This window comes from Nocardioides dokdonensis FR1436 (assembly GCF_001653335.1).
In the GTDB taxonomy this organism is placed as follows: domain Bacteria; phylum Actinomycetota; class Actinomycetes; order Propionibacteriales; family Nocardioidaceae; genus Nocardioides; species Nocardioides dokdonensis.
Genome location: NZ_CP015079.1, coordinates 305,892 through 322,233, shown reverse-complemented (window position 1 = coordinate 322,233; position 16,342 = coordinate 305,892). Strand labels below are relative to the sequence as shown.

Here is a 16,342-nt window from a genome sequence, read left to right as displayed (position 1 = left end):
CTCGGGGAATTCCGCTCATGCTGCGGTTCGAGCCGTCACGTGCGTCACAGGGGGGTGGGTGGCGGGGGTCTACTCTGCACGCCAAGCCGTGGCCCGACCGCCCGCGCGTCACCCGTCAGTGGAGGAAACCTATGTGCCGAGTGCTCGCCTACATCGGGCCGGAGACGCCTCTGGAGAGCCTGCTGCTCACCCCGGAGAACAGCCTCGTCAACCAGGCTCTCGACCCGGAGCGGCACCCGGAGCTCCAGCTGGCAGGGTGGGGGTTCGGAGCCTGGGGCGAGCACCTGCTCAAGCCGGAGGCCCCGTTCATCTACCGCCGACCGATGGCCGCCTTCTACGACGACAACGCCGAGCGCGTCATCCCCAGCCTCCGGGCCAGCACGATGCTGGCCCACGTACGAGCAGCCGCATACAACGCGAAGACCGTCCTGGCCGACGAGAACTGCCACCCCTTCTCCTTCGAGGAGACCCCGTGGATCGTCGCCCAGAACGGGGGCCTGCCGCACTGGCAGCTCCTGCAGAGGGAGCTGCTGCAGCACTGCGAGGACAGGTACCTGAAACAGATGCGGGGCACGACCGACACGGAGTTCCTCTACGTGCTGCTGCTCTCCCTGCTCGAGGGAGACAGCGACGAGGACGTCCAGCGCGCCATCGAGGAGATGCTCGGTCTCATCGCCCGGGCGATGCAGGACCTCGACCTCGCAGCCCTGACCAAGCTGAAGATGGCCCTGGTGTCGCCGAACCGGATCATCGGGGTCAACGTCGGTCTCGGGCACCAGGGCGAGATCGACCCGGCCGGTGACTGGGAGGAGCTCCGGAAGTCCGGCCCGGGCACGGACGACTTCGCTCTCTCGATGCTCCTGGAGCCGATGTACCTGCTGATGGGTCGCAACTTCGAGCACGACCTGACGACCTACGACTTCGAGGTGTGCACCGAGGAGGAGGCGACGGCCGTCGTCTTCGCCTCAGAGCCGCTGACGGACGACGACGCCGGTTGGGGGCGCCTGGAGTTCGGCGAGATCGTGTTCCTGGAGAACGACGGCGAGCACGTCACCAAGACCGTCAACAGGCTCAAGGTGGAGGCGCCCTAGACGTCATGGCGCGGTCGGGGGCGCAGACTGGCTGGGTGATGAGAGTCGGAGCCGGGTCGCTGCTGGTGGTATCGGGTGCCCTGATGTCCGCGGCCTCGTGGCGGCGCTGGGCCGGCGCCTGTCCTTGGGGCGACATGGACAGCGACCGGTGCCTCGAGCGACAGGACCACCTGTACGACTTCGTCGCACCCGGTGCTCCGTGGGAACCCTTAGGCGATGCCGCGCAGCTCGCCGGGTGGTCGCTGCTGGTGCTCGCCGCGGCCTTCGTGCTGCTCCCGTGGGCCCTCAGCGGTCGCCGGCCGGGCGTCGTCACGGCCGTCGCCCAGGTCGGCGTGGTGCTCGCGACCACCGCGGTCGGTGTCGCCACCCTGCGGTCCGGGCTGGCCGGAGTCGTCGTGGACCCGGTCGGGGGTGACCTGGCGGTGCGGGTCTGGCTGTTCCTGCCGCCTGTGCTGCTGGTGCACCTCGCCGTCGTCGCCCGCGGCTGGGATCGCGCGGCAGCCGTCCTGCTCGTCCTCGCGACCCCCCTCGTCGCCGGGCTCACGTACGCCGTGGGGACCTACGACGCGCGGCCCTGGTGGGAGGCGGTCTCGGGACTGCTCGTCATGGCCGCCGGTCTGTGCCTGGTGGTGGCCTCCGTCTCCCGGGCCCGGGACCGTGCCCCAGGGCGCGCGGCAGACCCCACACGCCTCGTTCCGTGAGTCGCCCGTCGGCGTCCAGCCCCCCGAGGTCCTGCCACAGGGCCCCAAGCGATCGAGGTGTGGAGGATCCGCGCGGAGGTGTCCGGACCTGCCGGAGAGTGCGCGCCTCGCTGGGCACGTGAGCCGGGGCAGAAAAGTGTGGGGTCTTGGATCAACCTGGTTGATCGCAGACTCCACACTTTCCGATCGTGCCGAGTGGCGTGCGTTCGGATCACCAGCATGATGTCGCTGAGCGGTAGCCGAGGGGATGGATGGCTAGGCTCCGATCGTGAGTGATGTCGAGTCCGAGCCCGCCTCCTCGGTGACCGCCGAGGCCGACTCCCTGCTATCAGTTCTCGAACGAAACCGGCGGACCTTCGCGTGGAAGACGTCGGGTCTCGACCAGGAGGGCTTGCGCGCCACCACGGCCGCGAGTGGGATGAGCCTGGGTGGGCTCGTCAAGCACTTGGCGCTGGTCGAGGCGGACTGGCTAGCTGTCAAACTCGCCGGTCAGGAGTACGGCCCCCCGTGGGACGAAGTGGATTTCGACGCCGATCCTGACTGGGAATGGCGCACCGGTGCGCTGGACACTCCAGGGGATGTCTACGCGCTCTGGCGAGACGCGGTCGAGCGGTCGCGCGAGGTCGTCGCCGACGTGATCAACGAGCGCGGGCTCGACGGACCCGCGTCCTTCACCTGGCCGGACGGGCGCACGCCGGCAGTCCGCGCCATCCTCTTGGACATGATCGAGGAGTACGCACGCCATACGGGTCACGCGGACATCTTGCGCGAGGCAGTGGATGGTCGCGTGGGTGAAGGCGCACCGAAGGACTTCAGCTTCTAGATCGTCCGCAACTGCCGCGTAGCGTGCGCCCGCAGCCATCCGGTTCTGCCGCGATCCGAGCGCAACTGCCGAGATGAGTGCGCCATCGCGCTGATCCGGTCGCCCCCTTCACCGGAGGCTTCGCAGGACGGGTCTTGCGGGTCGAGGACCGGGATACGGCCACCGAAGGAGTCAACTTCACATCCGCCGAAGGCGGCCTCGGATGCGAGGTCACCTGCGCCGTCAGGCCCCTGGGGCGTCACGGGTGAGAACGCAGAACTCATTGCCCTCCGGGTCTGCCAGCACCGCCCACCCCTTGTCAGGTCCGTCGCGCCGATCGTCTACGAGAGTGGCGCCCAGCGCGATGATTCGGTCGACCTCCTCCTCGCGGGTGCGGTCGGTGGGACGGATACACATGTGCATGCGGTTCTTGACAGTCTTGGGCTCGGGCACCCGCGCGAAAATGATCTCGCGATCGTCGGGCCCAACCAGCCAGCACTCCTCCTCGTCGGGCCCCATCTCTGCTTCGTCGACGAGCCGGAAGTCGTCCAGCACGTTGGACCACCACTTGACTAGTCCGTACGGGTCGACCGCGTCGATACAGAAGTTCGATGTCCGAGATGCCATGCCCGGCATGGTTGCTGACGCGACCTCCCGTAGCAACCGTTCTCACGGGCCCGAGGTGATCGCCGACGAGGGATCGCCTCTCGGAGCATCCGGATCTGCCGTAGCGTGCGCGGCGGCGCGCGCTGATCTGCCGCGTAGCGCGCTTCGCTATCACACCTCGATCGCAGAGGGGGCTCAGGTGCCACAGGGCCAACTCATTCCTTGAGCCAGTCGTCTGCTTCCTCGTCACCGAGATCCCACTCGTCAGGCATGAGCGCAGCCGAGCGGTGCCCTGCCCGCCAGGCAGACGCGTTTGCGCAGGTCAGCGGCCTGTGACTGGAATGTCGGTGGCCGGTGCTTGAGTAGGAACATGCCCAGCACAGCCGCGATCGCCGACCTGGTGGAGGAGCAGATCCTCGACCGGGCGGCGGCGTGTGCGGATGCCCAGAGGCGGGCCGGGGTGGAGCTGCTGGCGCTGGCCTACGAGTGGGCCGTGGCCCACCCACGGGAGCGCCTGGACGCCGAGGAGGCGCGCAGGCCGGGCCGGGAGAAGGTGCGCTGCTACGGCGGGGACGGGACCCCGGAGGTCACCGAGTTCGCGGCTGCGACGTTCGGTGCCCGGATCGGGCGCACGACCTGGGGAGGGCGCCGGCTGATCGCGGCAGCGCTCGACCTGCACCTCCGCCTCCCGCTGCTGTGGTCGCGGGTGCAGGACCTCGAGGTGCGCGACTCCTATGCGATCTTCGTCGCCGACAAGACGCGCCAGCTGTCCAAGGCGGAGGCCTCCTGGGTCGACGGCGAGGTCGCCGAGGCGGCCGACGGGCGCATCCCCTGGACCAGGTTCGTCTCGCTGGTCGAAGGCAAGGTCGCTGCCGCCGCTCCGGCCCTGGCCAAGGAGGCCGAGGAGCGACGCTCCCGCGCCCGGTTCGCCCGGAAGGTCGGCACCGGCGACAACGGCATGGGCACCTTCGTCATCCATGCACCCCTGCCCGTCATCGACGCCGTCGACGCGGCAGTCACCGAGCTCGCCCGACGCCTGCGCGCCACCCTGCCTGACCTCGCCAACGAGACCGAGCCCGACGAGGCCGATGACGCTGCGAGCGTCGATGACCTGCGGGTCCACGCCGTCGCCCTGCTCGCCGACCCGACCGCCGCGCAGCGGGTGGGGGAGGATGGCGTCGACCTGCGCGACCTGCTGCCCGACGTGACCCTCAACGTCCACCTGTACGGCGGCACCGGGCCCGCGCAGGGCCCGGACCTCGACGCGCACGGCGAGCCGCTCGACCGCGTCGCCCGCGTCGAGGGCCACGGCCCGGTGACCCAGAGCTGGCTGCGCGAGGTCCTCGGCAGGTTCGCCCGCTTCGTCGTCCGCCCGGTGCTCGACCTCGCCGACCAGGCGCCGGTCGACGCCTACGAGGTGCCCGCGCGGCACCGTCGCGCCGTCCAGCTGATGACCCCGGCCGACTGCTTCCCCTGGGGTTCCTGCACCAGCCGCGACATGCAGACCGACCACACCGTCCCGCACGGCCGCGGCGGACCCTCCGCGGTCGGCAACTACGGCCCGCTCACCGCGACCCACCAACGGCTCAAGACCCACGCCGGCTGGCAGGTGCGACAACCGTTCGCCGGCATCTACCTGTGGCGCGACCCCTACGGCGCGACGTACCTCGTCGACCACACCGGCACCCGTGCCCTCGACCGCGCCCGCGGCCGGCCGGGCGAGTCCCCACCCGACGCACCGCGCTCGAGGTTCGAGACCTACGAACCCGGTTGGACCCTCGAGGTCGACTACGCCGCCTGTTGAGGCACGCCCAGGACGCGTCGCGCGTCCAGATGCCCATCGGCTACGCCGGCTCGAACTGCGCGAGCATGGCCTCGAGAGCCGCCTGGTCGGGGCCGACGAACCGCGGCGAGTCGGGCGCTTCGTCCAGCATGTCGAGCAGCGTCCGGTTGACCCCGCGGGCGGACGGCAGGTGGGTGCTCATCGGTGCCTCTTGGGTTCGGTCCTCAGGTGTGTCAGAAGGGGACGGCGACGTCGAGGAGGTCGTGGGCCGTCGGGAGCTGGGCGGGGCGCCCGGACAGGGCACGACAGAAGTCGACGGCGTCGAGGGTCAGCTCGGGTCCGTCGGAGCCGGCGGTGAAGTCACCACCGGCGGGTCCGGTCAGGTGCAGCCGGTAGGGACGACCGTGCCGTTCCGCCCACTCCGCGACGACGTCGGCGACCAGCACCCCGTCGTGGTCGGCGCTCAGCTCGGGGGCGCGCTCGGTCGCCCGCGAGATGTCCATCCGGTGCATCCACGGGTCCCGGGTCAGGATCGTGTCGATCAGGTACCCGTTGGTCCAGCGCTCGGTCCGCCCGCCGACGTCCTGTGCGTCGGGCAGCCTCAAGCGGCGTACGAGGGCCGGGACCCGTCGGCGGCCGCGCGCGGCACGCGGGCCGAGAGTCGCGAACCGGGCGATCAGCTCGTCCGTCGTGAGGTCGGCGTGCTCCTCGACCTGCAGGCCCGTGAGGGCGTCCAAGGGGTCGCCGCCGCGGCGCTTGGAGACCATGGTCTGTCGCAGTCCCTCCTTCAGCCCGGTGGCCATCAGCGCCATCCCGGCCGTGTGCCCCGCCATCGCCCGCACGTCCCAGGCGGGGCAGTCGGTCGCCCTGCCCCAGTCGTCGGGCGACAGCGAGCGCAGCAGGTCGAGGAAGCGTGCGTACTCCGTCTCCGCGAGCCGCATCGCCGTCTCGCGGTCCAGCCGCGATCGTCGGGGGCCGGTCTGGGTGCGGGGCATCTCGGTCGTCTTCATCTGCTCTACCTCCGTGCGGTGTGGGGTCCGACCTCGCTGAGGAACATGTCGACAGCGCGGGGGACGAGGCGACGCCAGCGCTCGCCCCCCGGGTCGTTGGCGTTCTGCTGGCCGGCCAGGCCCGCGAGGAGCGCGGTCCACAGGTCGGCGGCGTCGGGATCGGTGATGTCGAAGCGGTCGAGCAACCGGTGCAGCCACTCGATGGACCGCACGGCCAGGGCGTAGGAGTCGGCGCTGGGCGTGAACCCGGGGATGGGGCGCTGGTTCATCAGCGCGTTCCGCTCCGGGTCCGCGGCCATGGCATCGAGCCAGGTCGTGGCGACGAGCAGGAGCGCCGCACGTGGGTCGTCGACGAGGTCGGTCTCGAGCGCCGCCGCATCGGCGTGGATCTCCGCCCACGCCTGGCCGAACATGGCATCCACGATCGACAGCTTCGAGTCGAAGTGTCCGTACAGCGACGGCGCGCGCATCCCAACGCGTTCTGCGACACCCCGCAGGGTCAGGCCGGCCCAGCCCGACTCCCGCACCACCGCCCAGGCGGCGTCCAGGATCTCGTCCTTGGTGTCCTGTCGACGGCGGGCGATCCTATCGATGTTCGCCTTTCCTAACATTGTTCGATCATCACCCTGGGAGCCGTCTCCGTCAAGGGATACGATGGGTGGACACCCAGGATGGATGGTTGCCATGTGGTGGTTGCTCTGGCTGACAGCAGCAGTACTGCTCGGCGCGGCGGAGTTCGTCACGCTGACGCTGTTCCTCGGCCTGATGGCAGGCGCGTCGCTCACCGCCGCGGTGGCCGCCGGCCTCGGCGCCTCGCTGCCCGTGCAGCTGCTCACCTTCGCCCTCGCCAGTGGTGCGGGCCTGGCGGTGATCCGCCCGATCGCCAAGCGGAACCTCGCCCAGCCGCCGGTCTCCCGGGACGGCAGCGACGCCCTGGTCGGACGCTCGGCACTGGTCACTCGTGAGGTCACCGCGACGGGCGGACTGGTGCACCTCTCCGGCGAGGACTGGTCGGCGCGGGCCTACGACGAGGACCTGGTGATCCCGCCGGGTGTCCGGGTCGACGTCTTCCAGATCGAGGGCGCGACCGCCCTGGTGCATCCGCGCGACCCGCTGCCGGACCCCGAGCTCGAGGAGAAGTGAGTGCCATGGACCTGCTGGTGCCGATCGCCGTCCTGGCGGCCCTGGTCGTCTTCGTCCTCGCCTCGGCGATCCGGATCGTCCCCCAGGCTCGGCGTTACAACATCGAGAGGTTCGGCCGCTACCAACGCACGCTGCAGCCGGGACTGAACCTGATCATTCCGCTGGTCGACCGGGTCAACACCAAGCTCGACGTCCGCGAGCACGTCTACTCCTCCGACCCGAAGCCGGTCATCACCGAGGACAACCTCGTGGTGGCCATCGACACGGTCCTCTACTACCAGATCACCGATCCGCGGGCAGCGGCCTACGAGGTGGCCGACTACCTCCAGGCGATCGACCACCTGACCGTCACCACCCTGCGCAACCTGATCGGCTCGATGGACCTCGAAGGCACCCTGACGTCGCGGGAGACGATCAACACCCGGCTGCGCGAGGTGCTCGACGAGGCCACCGGCCGGTGGGGCATCCGGGTGAACCGGGTGGAGATCAAGGCGATCGACCCGCCGGTCAACATCAAGGAGGCGATGGAGAAGCAGATGCGTGCCGAGCGGGACAAGCGCGCGGCGATCCTGCACGCCGAGGGTCAGCGGCAGTCGCTGATCCTCACCGCCGAGGGCACGCGCAACAAGCTGATCCTCGAGGCCGAGGGGCGCCAGCAGGCGAGGATCCTCGAGGCGGACGGCGAGGCGAAAGCGGTCGAGCGGGTCTTCCAGTCGGTGCACGCCAACGACGCCGACCCGAAGGTGCTGGCCTACAAGTACCTCGAGATGCTCCCGCGGCTCGCAGAGAACGGCAACGGCTACTTCGTCATCCCCGGGGAGCTCACCGAGGCGGTCAGGACCGTGACGTCGGCCTTCGCCGCCCAGTCCGACGACGTCCGGCCCACGCCCGCACCGTCCCCGGCCCGCAAGGCCGCGACCGACAGGATCGGACCCGCGGCCCGGCCCCAGGCGATCGAGGCCGAGGCGGCCCGAGCGGCCCAGATGGCACGGGCCGCCGCGGAGGAGGCCAAGCGCGAGGTCGAGCGCGCCCGACGATGACCACGGCCTGGCCGATGCCTCAGGTGCGGGCTGCGTGCTCCGCGGCCAGCCACGCCCGCAGCTCGTCGGGTCGACCGGTCAGGTGGGCCGGGACCATCAGGGCCGGCGCGCCACCCATCGTGGCGCGGTAGGCGCTCGCGGCCAGCGCCGAGCGGAACCGCCCGGCGTACGCCGCCTCGTCGAGCACAAGCGCGACCACGGTGCTCCGGTTGACCCGGGCCAGCTCGATGCGCTCGATGTCACCCCACGCGACGGGCTGCCGGTCCTGCTGGCGCAGCCAGACACCCCCGGGCTGCACCACGAGCTGCGGCGTGCGGCGCAGCGCCTGCCACAGCAGCACCGGGAGCCCGAGCGCCCCGAAGAACAGCACGCTGGCCAGCCCGACGACCTGGACCTGCCCACTGTCGCGGGTGATCATCACGACGCCGACCAGGGTGAACGCCAGGCACACCGCTGCCATCACGACGCTGCGTCCGCGTGGCACCACGAAGGTGACGGGCTCACCGCTGGCCAACAGCGCCCGCCACTCCTCCGGCGAGCGGGCTTCGGCGCTGCTGCCCGGCGGGACCGTCAGGACACCCACTCCTTGACCTGCGCGATGGTCGCGGCGGGGTCCTCGGTGGCCGGGTTGACCTGCAGGTTGGTGACGCCGGCCTCGCGGAAGGCGGCGATCCGCTCCTTGACGTAGGACTCGGGGCCCACCAGGTTGCCGGCCTCCAGCCACTCCAGCGGCACCAGCGCCTCGGCCTCCTTCTTCTTGCCGTCGAGGTAGAGGTCCTGGATCTTCGTGGCCTCCTCCTCGTAGCCGTACTTGCAGGCCATCTCGTTGTAGAAGTTCTTGCCGCGCGCGCCCATGCCGCCGACGTACAGCGCGTACATCGGCCGCAGGAAGTCGAGCATCCCCTTGACGTCCTCACCGATGGCGACCATGCCGCCGGCGCTGATCTCGAGCGGGGCCAGCTCGTCGGAGCGCTTCGCCCTGCCCTTGGCCAGCGCCTCGCCCCACACCGCGTCCGCCTTCTCGGGGTAGAACAGGAACGGCAGCCAGCCGTCGGCCACCTCCGCGGTCATCGCCACGTTGGCGTTGCCCAGCGCGGCGACCCACAGCGGGATGGAGGAGCGCTCGGGCTTGTTGAGCAGCTTCAGGGCCTTGCCGAGGCCCAGGCCCTGGTCGGCCGGCAGCGGCAGCGTGAAGATGCCCTCGGCCTCGAGGCGCTCGTGGCGCAGGCCCGAGCGCAGCAGCCGGATGACCTCGCGGGTGCGCCCCAGCGGCTTGTCGTACGGCATCCCGTGGAAGCCCTCGATCACCTGCGGGCCCGAGGCGCCGAGGCCGATCACCGCACGCCCGCCCGACACGTTGTCGAGCCCGGCGGCGGTCTGCAGCAGCGCGCCGGGGGTGCGGGAGTAGACGTTGAGGATGCCGGCCGCGATCTCGAGGGTCTCGGTCTTGGCGGCCAGGTAGCCCATCAGCGTGGGGGCGTCGAAGCCGTACGGCTCGGCCACCCACACCATGTCGAGCCCGGCCTTCTCCAGGCCGACGACCTGGTCGGCGGTCTCGCGCGGGTTGCCTGCGTAGACGAGCGGCATCGACAGCTTCATGGTTCCCCTTGGGCAGAGATCGGCGTACAACGTCGCCCCGACCGTAGCAGCGCCACTGTCACCGTCGTGGGGGTCCGGCGCTCAGCCGGTCATCCGCAAGGCCCGGCCGAGGGAGCCGGCGAGGCCGGCGGCGTACTCGGTGGTCAGGTGGTCGGTGTCGCGGTAGGTCAGCGTGCCGCCGACGACCACGGGGCAGTCGCCCTCGTAGCAGAGCCACGGGGTCGGGTCGACGACGTCGGCGCCCGCCAGGAGCGCCGACTTCACCACCACGTCACCCAGGATCGTCGAGCGCTCGACCGGCTCGAACATGCAGGTGCCGAGGCTCGGGGTCGCCGACGTCAGGCACTCGCCCGGGTCGGTGGCCGACTTCGGGACGTCCTTGATCAGCACCACCCGGTCGGCGTTCGCCTGCAGCTCGGTGAACAGCTCGTCGTAGCCGCGCTCGAGCTCGGGGGCGACCAGCTCGATGGTCACCGCGCGCCGGTCGTCGATCCACACGCCGTTGACCGGGGGCGAGGAGGCGACCACGACGAGGTCGGGGGAGAGGGCCGCCACCTGGTCGCTGACCCAGTCCTGGAACTCGTCGCAGCCGGTGAACACCACCGACTCCTTGAGCGGCGCCACGCTGACGTGGCCCGCCGGGCACTGCGGCTTGACCAGGTAGAACGCCCGCCAGCCGTAGTCCTGGGTGATCCGCTCGACGGCCGGGATCCAGGCCCGGGCGTGGGAGTCGCCGATCACCACGACGGTCCGGTCGCCCTGGGCGTCGCCGCGCACGCAGAGGCGCCGTACGTCGTCCTCGTAGTCGCACTCGCCCACGTCGGCGACGCTCTGGCGAAGGTCCAGCAGGTCGGGCGTGAGGTCGCTGGGGACCGCCACCTTCTCCCGCGCCGCGCGGACCGACGCCTTAACCAGCGCCACCGTCTCGTCATGGTGCTCGCGGGAGTCGGCCAGCTCGATCGGGGGGTTGTTCCCGAGCTCGCCGCCCTGCCAGCTCGTGTAACCCCAGGTGCCGCCGGCCGCGGCCGCGACCAGCACCAGGCTGGCGGGGTAGAGCACCAGCGTGCGCGGGGCGGGCAGGCGCAGGGAGATGCGGCCGGTGCGGAACGGGGTCTCGACGTAGCGGTAGGTCAGCGCCGCCAGGTTGACCACCACGACCACCGTGACCAGACGCTCGGTGACGCTGAGCGCGCGACCCAGGTGCTGCTCGGTGATGACCAGGGCCGGCCAGTGCCACAGGTAGAGGGAGAAGGACCAGTCGCCGAGCACCCGCGCGGGCCGGCAGGTCAGCAACCAGACGATGGGCCGGGGGTGACCCGCCGGGGTGGCTCCCGCGACCAGGAGCGCGGCGGCGCCCAGGACCGGCAGGAGGGCGGCGTACCCGGGGAACGCGGTCGCGGGGCTCAGCACGACGCACGCGAGGAGGATCGCGACCAGACCGCCGGCGCCGAGCAGCCAGGACGCCGGGCGGGGCACGCGCGGCGCGAGCCGGGGCAGCACGAGGGCGAGCACGGCGCCGATCCCGAGCTCCCACACCCGCGCGGGGGTCGAGAAGTACGCCGCCGCGGGGTCCGCGGCCGTGGCGACGAGCGACCACGCGAAGGAGGCGCCGGTGACCGCCAGCAGGACCAGCAGCAGCCGGCGGCGCGAGACGGCCGCCAGTGCCAGCATCACCAGCGGCCACACGACGTAGAACTGCTCCTCGACCGCCAGCGACCAGTAGTGCTGGAGGGCCGAGGGGGCGCTGCCCTCGGCGAAGTACGACACGCCTTCGCCCGCGAAGTGCAGGTTGGCGGCGAAGAGGCCGGACCACACGGCGTCGTCGACGAGGTCGCGGGCGGTGATCAGCGGCAGCCAGACCAGGGCCGCGACGAGCGTCACCGCGATGACGAGGGTCGCCGCCGGCAGGATGCGCCGCGCCCGGCGGGACCAGAAGCCGACCAGCGAGACCCGGCCGGTGCGGTCGGCCTCGCGCACGAGCAGCCCGGTGATCAGGAAGCCGGAGATGACGAAGAAGACGTCGACCCCGACGAACCCGCCGGGCAGGAACGGCACCCCGGCGTGGGCGGCGATGACGACCACCACGGCCAGGGCGCGCAGGCCCTGGACGTCGCTGCGGTGCCCCGCGCGCGTCTGTGTGGTCACCCCCGTGCCTCCCCATGTCGCGACTCGTCTCCACGGTCTTAACCAGTGACCGCTCAGATCGTTACGCGGGGCCAGGGTGTCATGATCGCCGGGCAGCCGGGGCGAGACACGTCCTGGCGGTACCGAGCAGGAGGAAGCACGCGTGACGACCTACCGCATCGCAGTGATCGGCGGCACCGGCCCGCAGGGCAAGGGCCTGGGCTACCGCTTCGCTAAGGCCGGGCACAGCGTGGTCCTGGGCTCGCGCTCGGCCGACAAGGCCGGCCCGGTGGCCGACGAGGTCACCGAGCGGCTCGCGGGCGTCGAGGGTGCCGGCACCGTCACGGGTGCTGCGAACGCCGACGCGATCGGCGAGGCCGACGTCGTGCTGCTCGCCGTGCCGTACGACGGCCACGCCGACCTGGTCGAGTCGCTCCCGCTGGCCGGCAAGACGGTGATCTCCTGCGTGAACCCGCTCGCCTTCGACAAGCGCGGCGCCCACGGGCGCGTCATCGACGGCGGCGAGGGCTCCGCCGCCGAGGAGGCCCAGCGGCTGCAGCCCGAGGCCACCGTCGTCGGTGCCTTCCACAACGTCTCCGCGGTCCTGCTGTGGGGCGACGAGGAGTACCTCGACGAGGACGTCCTGGTCGTCGGCGACGTCGTCGAGGCCAAGGAGGTCGCCATGGACCTCGCGGAGGCCGTCACCTCGCGCCGCGGCATCGACGCCGGCAAGCTGCGCCTGGCCCGCCAGCTCGAGCCCTTCACCGCCGTCCTGATCTCCATCAACCGCAAGTACAAGACCCACGCCGGGGTGCGCATCTCCGGAGTCTGACCGCGGCCGTCGGTCGCTCAGCCGCGCCCGTTCCAGGACTCCCAGAGCGCGGCGTACGAGCCGCGGGCAGCGACCAGCTCGTCGTGCGAGCCGAGCTCGCTGATCCGACCGTCCTCGACCACGGCGACCCGGTCGGCGTCGTGGGCGGAGAACAGCCGGTGCGCGATGGCGATCACCGTGCGGCCCTCGAGCACCGCCGCCAGCGAGCGCTCCAGGTGCCGGGCCGCGCTCGGGTCGATCAGCGAGGTCGCCTCGTCGAGGACCAGCGTGTGCGGGTCGGCCAGCACCAGCCGGGCCAGTGCCACCTGCTGGGCCTGGGCCGCGCTGAGCGCGCGACCGCCGGACCCGACCACGCTGTCGAGCCCGTCGGGCAGCGCCTCGACCCAGGCCAACGCGTCGACCGAGGCGAGGGCGGCCAGCACGTCCGGGTCGGTGGCCTCCGGGCGCGCGAGCACCAGGTTCTCGCGCACGGTGCCGACGAAGACGTGGTGCTCCTGGGTCACCAGCGCGACGTGGCCGCGCAGCTCGCCCAGGGGCAGGTCGACCAGCGGCGTGCCGCCGACGGTGACGGCGCCGGCGCGGGGCGGGTGGATGCCGGCCAGCAGCCGGCCCAGGGTGGACTTGCCTGCCCCCGAGGGCCCGACCATCGCCACCCGTTCACCGACCGCCACCGACATCGAGACGCCGTGCAGCACGTCGCGGCCCTCGGCGTACGAGAAGCGCACGTCAGTGACGTCGATCTGCTCGCCCTGCGGCTGCGCGCCGGTGGCGGTGCGGTCGTCGGGCACGTCGGCCACGCCCAGCAGCCGCGACAGCGAGGCGGCGCCCATCTGCAGCTCGTCGAGGATCGAGACGATCCGGTCGACCGGGTCGATCAGCATCTGCACGTAGAGGGTCGCCGCGGTCACGTCGCCCAGCGACACCTCGCCCCGGGTGTAGAGCCAGCCGCCGAGCAGCAGGGTGGCCACCGTCGGGATCAGGTACGACAGCTCCATGCTCGGGAAGAAGACCGTGCGCAGGTGCAACGTGTACTTCTCGGCGTCGTAGGAGTCCCGGATCTCGTCGTCGACCCGGTCCACCTGGTCCTGCTGGATCCCGAGCGCCTCGACGGTGCGCGCGCCCTCGACGGTCTCGGTGAGCGCCGCCGAGATGGCGGAGTACGTCGCCGACTCACGCAGGTAGCCGTCCTTGGCGCGGGCGAGGTACCAGCGCAGCCCGATCACCAGCGGCGGCACGCCGAGCACGCACGGGATCGCGACCCACCAGCCGACGCTGAGCGCGGCGGCGAAGGTCAGCACGGCGGTGACCACCGCGATCGTCCACTCCGGCAGCGCCATCCGCACCGACCAGCCGAGCTGGTCGACGTCGCGGCTGGTGCGGGTCAACAGGTCACCGGACCCGGCGGACTCCACGACCCCGATGGGCAGCCCGAGCGCGTTGTCGACGAAGTCCTCGCGCAGGTCGGCCAGCACCTGCTCGCCCAGCACCTGGCTGATGTAGCGGGCGTAGCGGGTCAGCACCGTCTGGGCGACCAGGAACGCGGCCAGCACCATCAGCACCCGGTCGACGTACCCGGTCGTGGTGCCCTTCTCGACGGCCTCCACGAGGTTGCCGAGCAGGCGCGGGGCGGCCAGCGCGGTGAGGGCCGCCAGCACGTGCAGCAGCAGCGCCCCGCCCAGCATCCGCGGGTGCTTGCGGGCCAGGCGTCGGACGTAGCCGCGCACCGCGGGCGAGTCCGCCACGGGCAGCCGGGTGGTGACGCTCACGAGACACCTGCGCTCTCGCGGTCGTCGGGACGGGGCTCGGTCTCGCGGGTGACCACGCGGCGGTACGCCGGCACCGTGGCCAGCAGATCGGTGTGCGAGCCGGTCGCCACGACCGCCCCGGCGACGACGAACGCGACCTCGTCGACGGCGTCGAGCAGCAGCGGGCTGGTGCTCGTCACGACCGTGGTGCGACCGGCGCGGTGCTCGCGCAGCCGGGCGGCGATGCGCGCCTCGGTGTGGGCGTCGACCGCGCTCGTCGGCTCGACCAGCACCAGGATCTCGGGGTCCAGGGCCAGGGCACGCGCCAGCACCAGGCGCTGGCGCTGCCCGCCGGAGAAGGAGCGACCCCGCTCGGCCACCTGGGTGTCCAGCCGCTCGGGCAGGGCGTCGAGGATGTCGGCGGCCGACGCGGTCAGCAGGGCCCGCTCCACGTCACCGCGGCGGTGCACGTCCAACCGATCGCCGAGGCGCCCGGAGAAGAGCATCGACGCGGTGTCCGAGACCACCACCCGGCGCCGGACCTCGTCGCGGGCCAGGTCCACCAGCCGCACCCCGCCGAGGGTGACCCCGGCGGTGGCGCCGCTCCCGTCGTCCGGGGTGCAGAGCCCCAGCCGGTCGGCGACCGCGCTGGACTCGTCGGGCTGCTCGCTGACCACGGCCAGCAGCACACCCGGGCGCACCCGCAGCCCGGAGGAGGCGTCGTACAGCTCGGAGCCGGGGGGCGGGGGAGGCGCGGGCGACACCGGCTCCGCGACGTCCGGGTCGAGGGCGAGCACCGTGCAGACACGACGGGCCGAGACCCGGCCGCGGATGAGCTTGTTGGCGTACTCCGTGGCGGTGCGCAGCGGGATCATCAGGAACGCGGCGTAGCCGTAGAACGCGACCAGCTCGCCCGGGGAGATCCGCCCGTCGACCGCGTACCGGGCGCCGAGCCAGACGACTACCACGACGAAGACGCCGGGCAGGAACACCTGGAGCGCGTCGAGCACCGACTGGAGACGGGCGACCTGGACGCCGGCGCGGCGGGTGGCCTGCGACTCGCGGCGGTAGCGGCCCAGGAACACCTGCTCGCCGCCGATCCCGCGCAGCACCCGCAGCCCCGCGACGATGTCGGTGGCGGTGTTGGACAGCTCGCCCATCAGGTGGCGCTGGTGGGTGCTGCGCCGCTGCAGCGGCGCCAGCAGCGGGCCCACGAGGAGCATCAGCTTGGGCACCCCGATGAGGACCACGAGCCCCAGCGTGACCGAGGTCTGCAGCAGGATGACCGAGACGAGCAGGAACGAGACGACCGCGCCGGCGAAGCGCGCGGAGACGTCCATGACCTGGCCCAGGTGGGACAGGTCGCTGGTGCCGATCGCCACCACCTCACCGGTCGAGACCTGGCGCGGCAGGCTGGCGCCGAGACGCACCGACTGCCGGGTGACGAGCTGGACGGTCCGGTAGGCGGTGATCAGCCAGTTCGTGACCGCGAACCGGTGCCGGAGGATCCCGCTCGCGGCCTGCACCAGACCGACCAGGAACAGCAGGCCGGTCCACATCAGCAGCGCCTCGGAGTCGCGCGCCGCGACGCCCCGGTCGATCGCGCGCCCGATGATCGCCGGCAGCACCGCCTGGCTGCTCATCCAGATGACCCCGAAGGCCATCCCGCCCAGCAGCGTCTGCCACTGGTGGCGGGCCAACCACCACAGGAACCGCCCGGGGGACCGGTGGTCGGCGGTGCCGGGGTCGGGCAGGGGGAGTACTCGCACCAGGAGACGGTACGGACCCGGACCGGTCCGCCACGAATTCTTTTCGCGGTGAGCAGCCCCACACGCAGATCGTCGGTCGAGCAGTGGGGCGGGAGGG

16 protein-coding genes are annotated in these 16,342 nt (G+C 71.8%); 7 read left to right on the top strand and 9 right to left on the bottom strand.

The annotated features are described in order from the left end of the window. Positions 1-131: 131 nt before the first annotated feature. The 3 genes from I601_RS01490 to I601_RS01480 all read left to right on the top strand — a co-directional run bounded on the left by I601_RS01490 (position 132) and on the right by I601_RS01480 (position 2,615). Entirely contained in the window at positions 132-1,091 is a 960-nt protein-coding gene (locus tag I601_RS01490) for a class II glutamine amidotransferase (RefSeq protein WP_068105517.1), read from the top strand. Positions 1,092-1,225: 134 nt separating this feature from the next. Beyond that, the gene (locus tag I601_RS01485; protein ID WP_068105515.1) at positions 1,226-1,792 is read left to right on the top strand and encodes a hypothetical protein; all 567 of its coding nucleotides are present in this window, start codon (positions 1,226-1,228) and stop codon (positions 1,790-1,792) included. Between the two features lie 268 nt (positions 1,793-2,060). Next, complete coding sequence (locus I601_RS01480) at positions 2,061-2,615, top strand: DinB family protein (protein ID WP_068105512.1); 555 nt, start codon at positions 2,061-2,063, stop codon at positions 2,613-2,615. A 222-nt stretch (positions 2,616-2,837) separates the two neighbouring features. Here I601_RS01480 and I601_RS01475 read toward each other — a convergent pair whose 3' ends face one another. Beyond that, entirely contained in the window at positions 2,838-3,221 is a 384-nt protein-coding gene (locus I601_RS01475; protein ID WP_068114151.1) for a VOC family protein, read from the bottom strand. Between the two features lie 349 nt (positions 3,222-3,570). Here I601_RS01475 and I601_RS01470 point away from each other — a divergent pair, with 349 nt between their 5' ends. Further along, complete coding sequence (locus I601_RS01470) at positions 3,571-5,004, top strand: hypothetical protein (RefSeq protein WP_068105502.1); 1,434 nt, start codon at positions 3,571-3,573, stop codon at positions 5,002-5,004. A 40-nt stretch (positions 5,005-5,044) separates the two neighbouring features. On the opposite strand, the gene I601_RS21030 is transcribed toward I601_RS01470, so the two are convergent. From I601_RS21030 to I601_RS01460, 3 genes are read right to left on the bottom strand one after another with little or no spacing between them, the layout of a single operon-like run. Continuing rightward, positions 5,045-5,185 (bottom strand): hypothetical protein, encoded by a 141-nt coding sequence (locus I601_RS21030; protein WP_157519814.1) that lies wholly within the window; start codon positions 5,183-5,185, stop codon positions 5,045-5,047. A gap of 31 nt (positions 5,186-5,216) precedes the next feature. Further along, positions 5,217-5,993, bottom strand: a complete 777-nt coding sequence (locus I601_RS01465; RefSeq protein ID WP_218917732.1) for a maleylpyruvate isomerase family mycothiol-dependent enzyme — start codon at positions 5,991-5,993, stop codon at positions 5,217-5,219. A gap of 5 nt (positions 5,994-5,998) precedes the next feature. After that, the gene (locus tag I601_RS01460; protein WP_169834649.1) at positions 5,999-6,604 is read right to left on the bottom strand and encodes a TetR/AcrR family transcriptional regulator; all 606 of its coding nucleotides are present in this window, start codon (positions 6,602-6,604) and stop codon (positions 5,999-6,001) included. Positions 6,605-6,677: 73 nt separating this feature from the next. Here I601_RS01460 and I601_RS01455 point away from each other — a divergent pair, with 73 nt between their 5' ends. Then, positions 6,678-7,136 carry an NfeD family protein gene (locus I601_RS01455; protein WP_068105500.1) on the top strand — a complete coding sequence of 153 codons (459 nt, stop codon included), beginning with the start codon at positions 6,678-6,680 and terminating at the stop codon, positions 7,134-7,136. 5 nt (positions 7,137-7,141) lie between these two features. Further along, positions 7,142-8,176: an SPFH domain-containing protein gene (locus I601_RS01450; protein ID WP_068105495.1), complete on the top strand. Its 1,035-nt coding sequence runs from the start codon at positions 7,142-7,144 to the stop codon at positions 8,174-8,176. A 19-nt stretch (positions 8,177-8,195) separates the two neighbouring features. Here the strand turns inward: I601_RS01450 and I601_RS01445 are convergent, their stop codons facing one another. From I601_RS01445 to I601_RS01435, 3 genes are all read right to left on the bottom strand, one after another. After that, on the bottom strand, positions 8,196-8,759 hold the full coding sequence (locus tag I601_RS01445; RefSeq protein ID WP_068105492.1) for an STM3941 family protein: 564 nt from the start codon (positions 8,757-8,759) through the stop codon (positions 8,196-8,198). Beyond that, positions 8,747-9,775 (bottom strand): LLM class F420-dependent oxidoreductase, encoded by a 1,029-nt coding sequence (locus tag I601_RS01440; RefSeq protein WP_068105489.1) that lies wholly within the window; start codon positions 9,773-9,775, stop codon positions 8,747-8,749. Before I601_RS01440 ends, I601_RS01445 begins: the two co-directional genes overlap by 13 nt. 81 nt (positions 9,776-9,856) lie before the next feature. Continuing rightward, a complete protein-coding gene (locus I601_RS01435) occupies positions 9,857-11,920 on the bottom strand; it encodes an acyltransferase family protein (RefSeq protein ID WP_068105487.1) in 2,064 nt (687 codons plus the stop codon). A gap of 142 nt (positions 11,921-12,062) precedes the next feature. Between I601_RS01435 and npdG the strand changes: the two genes are divergently transcribed. Further along, positions 12,063-12,731: an NADPH-dependent F420 reductase gene (gene npdG / locus I601_RS01430; protein ID WP_068105485.1), complete on the top strand. Its 669-nt coding sequence runs from the start codon at positions 12,063-12,065 to the stop codon at positions 12,729-12,731. Between the two features lie 17 nt (positions 12,732-12,748). On the opposite strand, the gene I601_RS01425 is transcribed toward npdG, so the two are convergent. Beyond that, the gene (locus tag I601_RS01425) at positions 12,749-14,497 is read right to left on the bottom strand and encodes an ABC transporter ATP-binding protein (protein WP_237089521.1); all 1,749 of its coding nucleotides are present in this window, start codon (positions 14,495-14,497) and stop codon (positions 12,749-12,751) included. Then, complete coding sequence (locus I601_RS01420) at positions 14,494-16,245, bottom strand: ABC transporter transmembrane domain-containing protein (protein ID WP_068105482.1); 1,752 nt, start codon at positions 16,243-16,245, stop codon at positions 14,494-14,496. Before I601_RS01420 ends, I601_RS01425 begins: the two co-directional genes overlap by 4 nt. Positions 16,246-16,342 lie beyond the last annotated feature (97 nt).

Excerpts from the sequence above, each read along its gene's own strand:
- I601_RS01490 (WP_068105517.1), top strand. The coding sequence starts at position 132 with ATGTGCCGAGTGCTCGCCTACATCGGGCCGGAGACGCCTCTGGAGAGC.
- I601_RS01485 (WP_068105515.1), top strand. The coding sequence starts at position 1,226 with ATGGACAGCGACCGGTGCCTCGAGCGACAGGACCACCTGTACGACTTC.
- I601_RS01475 (WP_068114151.1), bottom strand. The coding sequence starts at position 3,221 with ATGGCATCTCGGACATCGAACTTCTGTATCGACGCGGTCGACCCGTAC.
- I601_RS01470 (WP_068105502.1), top strand. The coding sequence starts at position 3,571 with ATGCCCAGCACAGCCGCGATCGCCGACCTGGTGGAGGAGCAGATCCTC.
- I601_RS21030 (WP_157519814.1), bottom strand. The coding sequence starts at position 5,185 with ATGAGCACCCACCTGCCGTCCGCCCGCGGGGTCAACCGGACGCTGCTC.
- I601_RS01465 (WP_218917732.1), bottom strand. The coding sequence starts at position 5,993 with ATGAAGACGACCGAGATGCCCCGCACCCAGACCGGCCCCCGACGATCG.
- I601_RS01460 (WP_169834649.1), bottom strand. The coding sequence starts at position 6,604 with ATGTTAGGAAAGGCGAACATCGATAGGATCGCCCGCCGTCGACAGGAC.
- I601_RS01455 (WP_068105500.1), top strand. The coding sequence starts at position 6,678 with ATGTGGTGGTTGCTCTGGCTGACAGCAGCAGTACTGCTCGGCGCGGCG.
- I601_RS01450 (WP_068105495.1), top strand. The coding sequence starts at position 7,142 with ATGGACCTGCTGGTGCCGATCGCCGTCCTGGCGGCCCTGGTCGTCTTC.
- I601_RS01440 (WP_068105489.1), bottom strand. The coding sequence starts at position 9,775 with ATGAAGCTGTCGATGCCGCTCGTCTACGCAGGCAACCCGCGCGAGACC.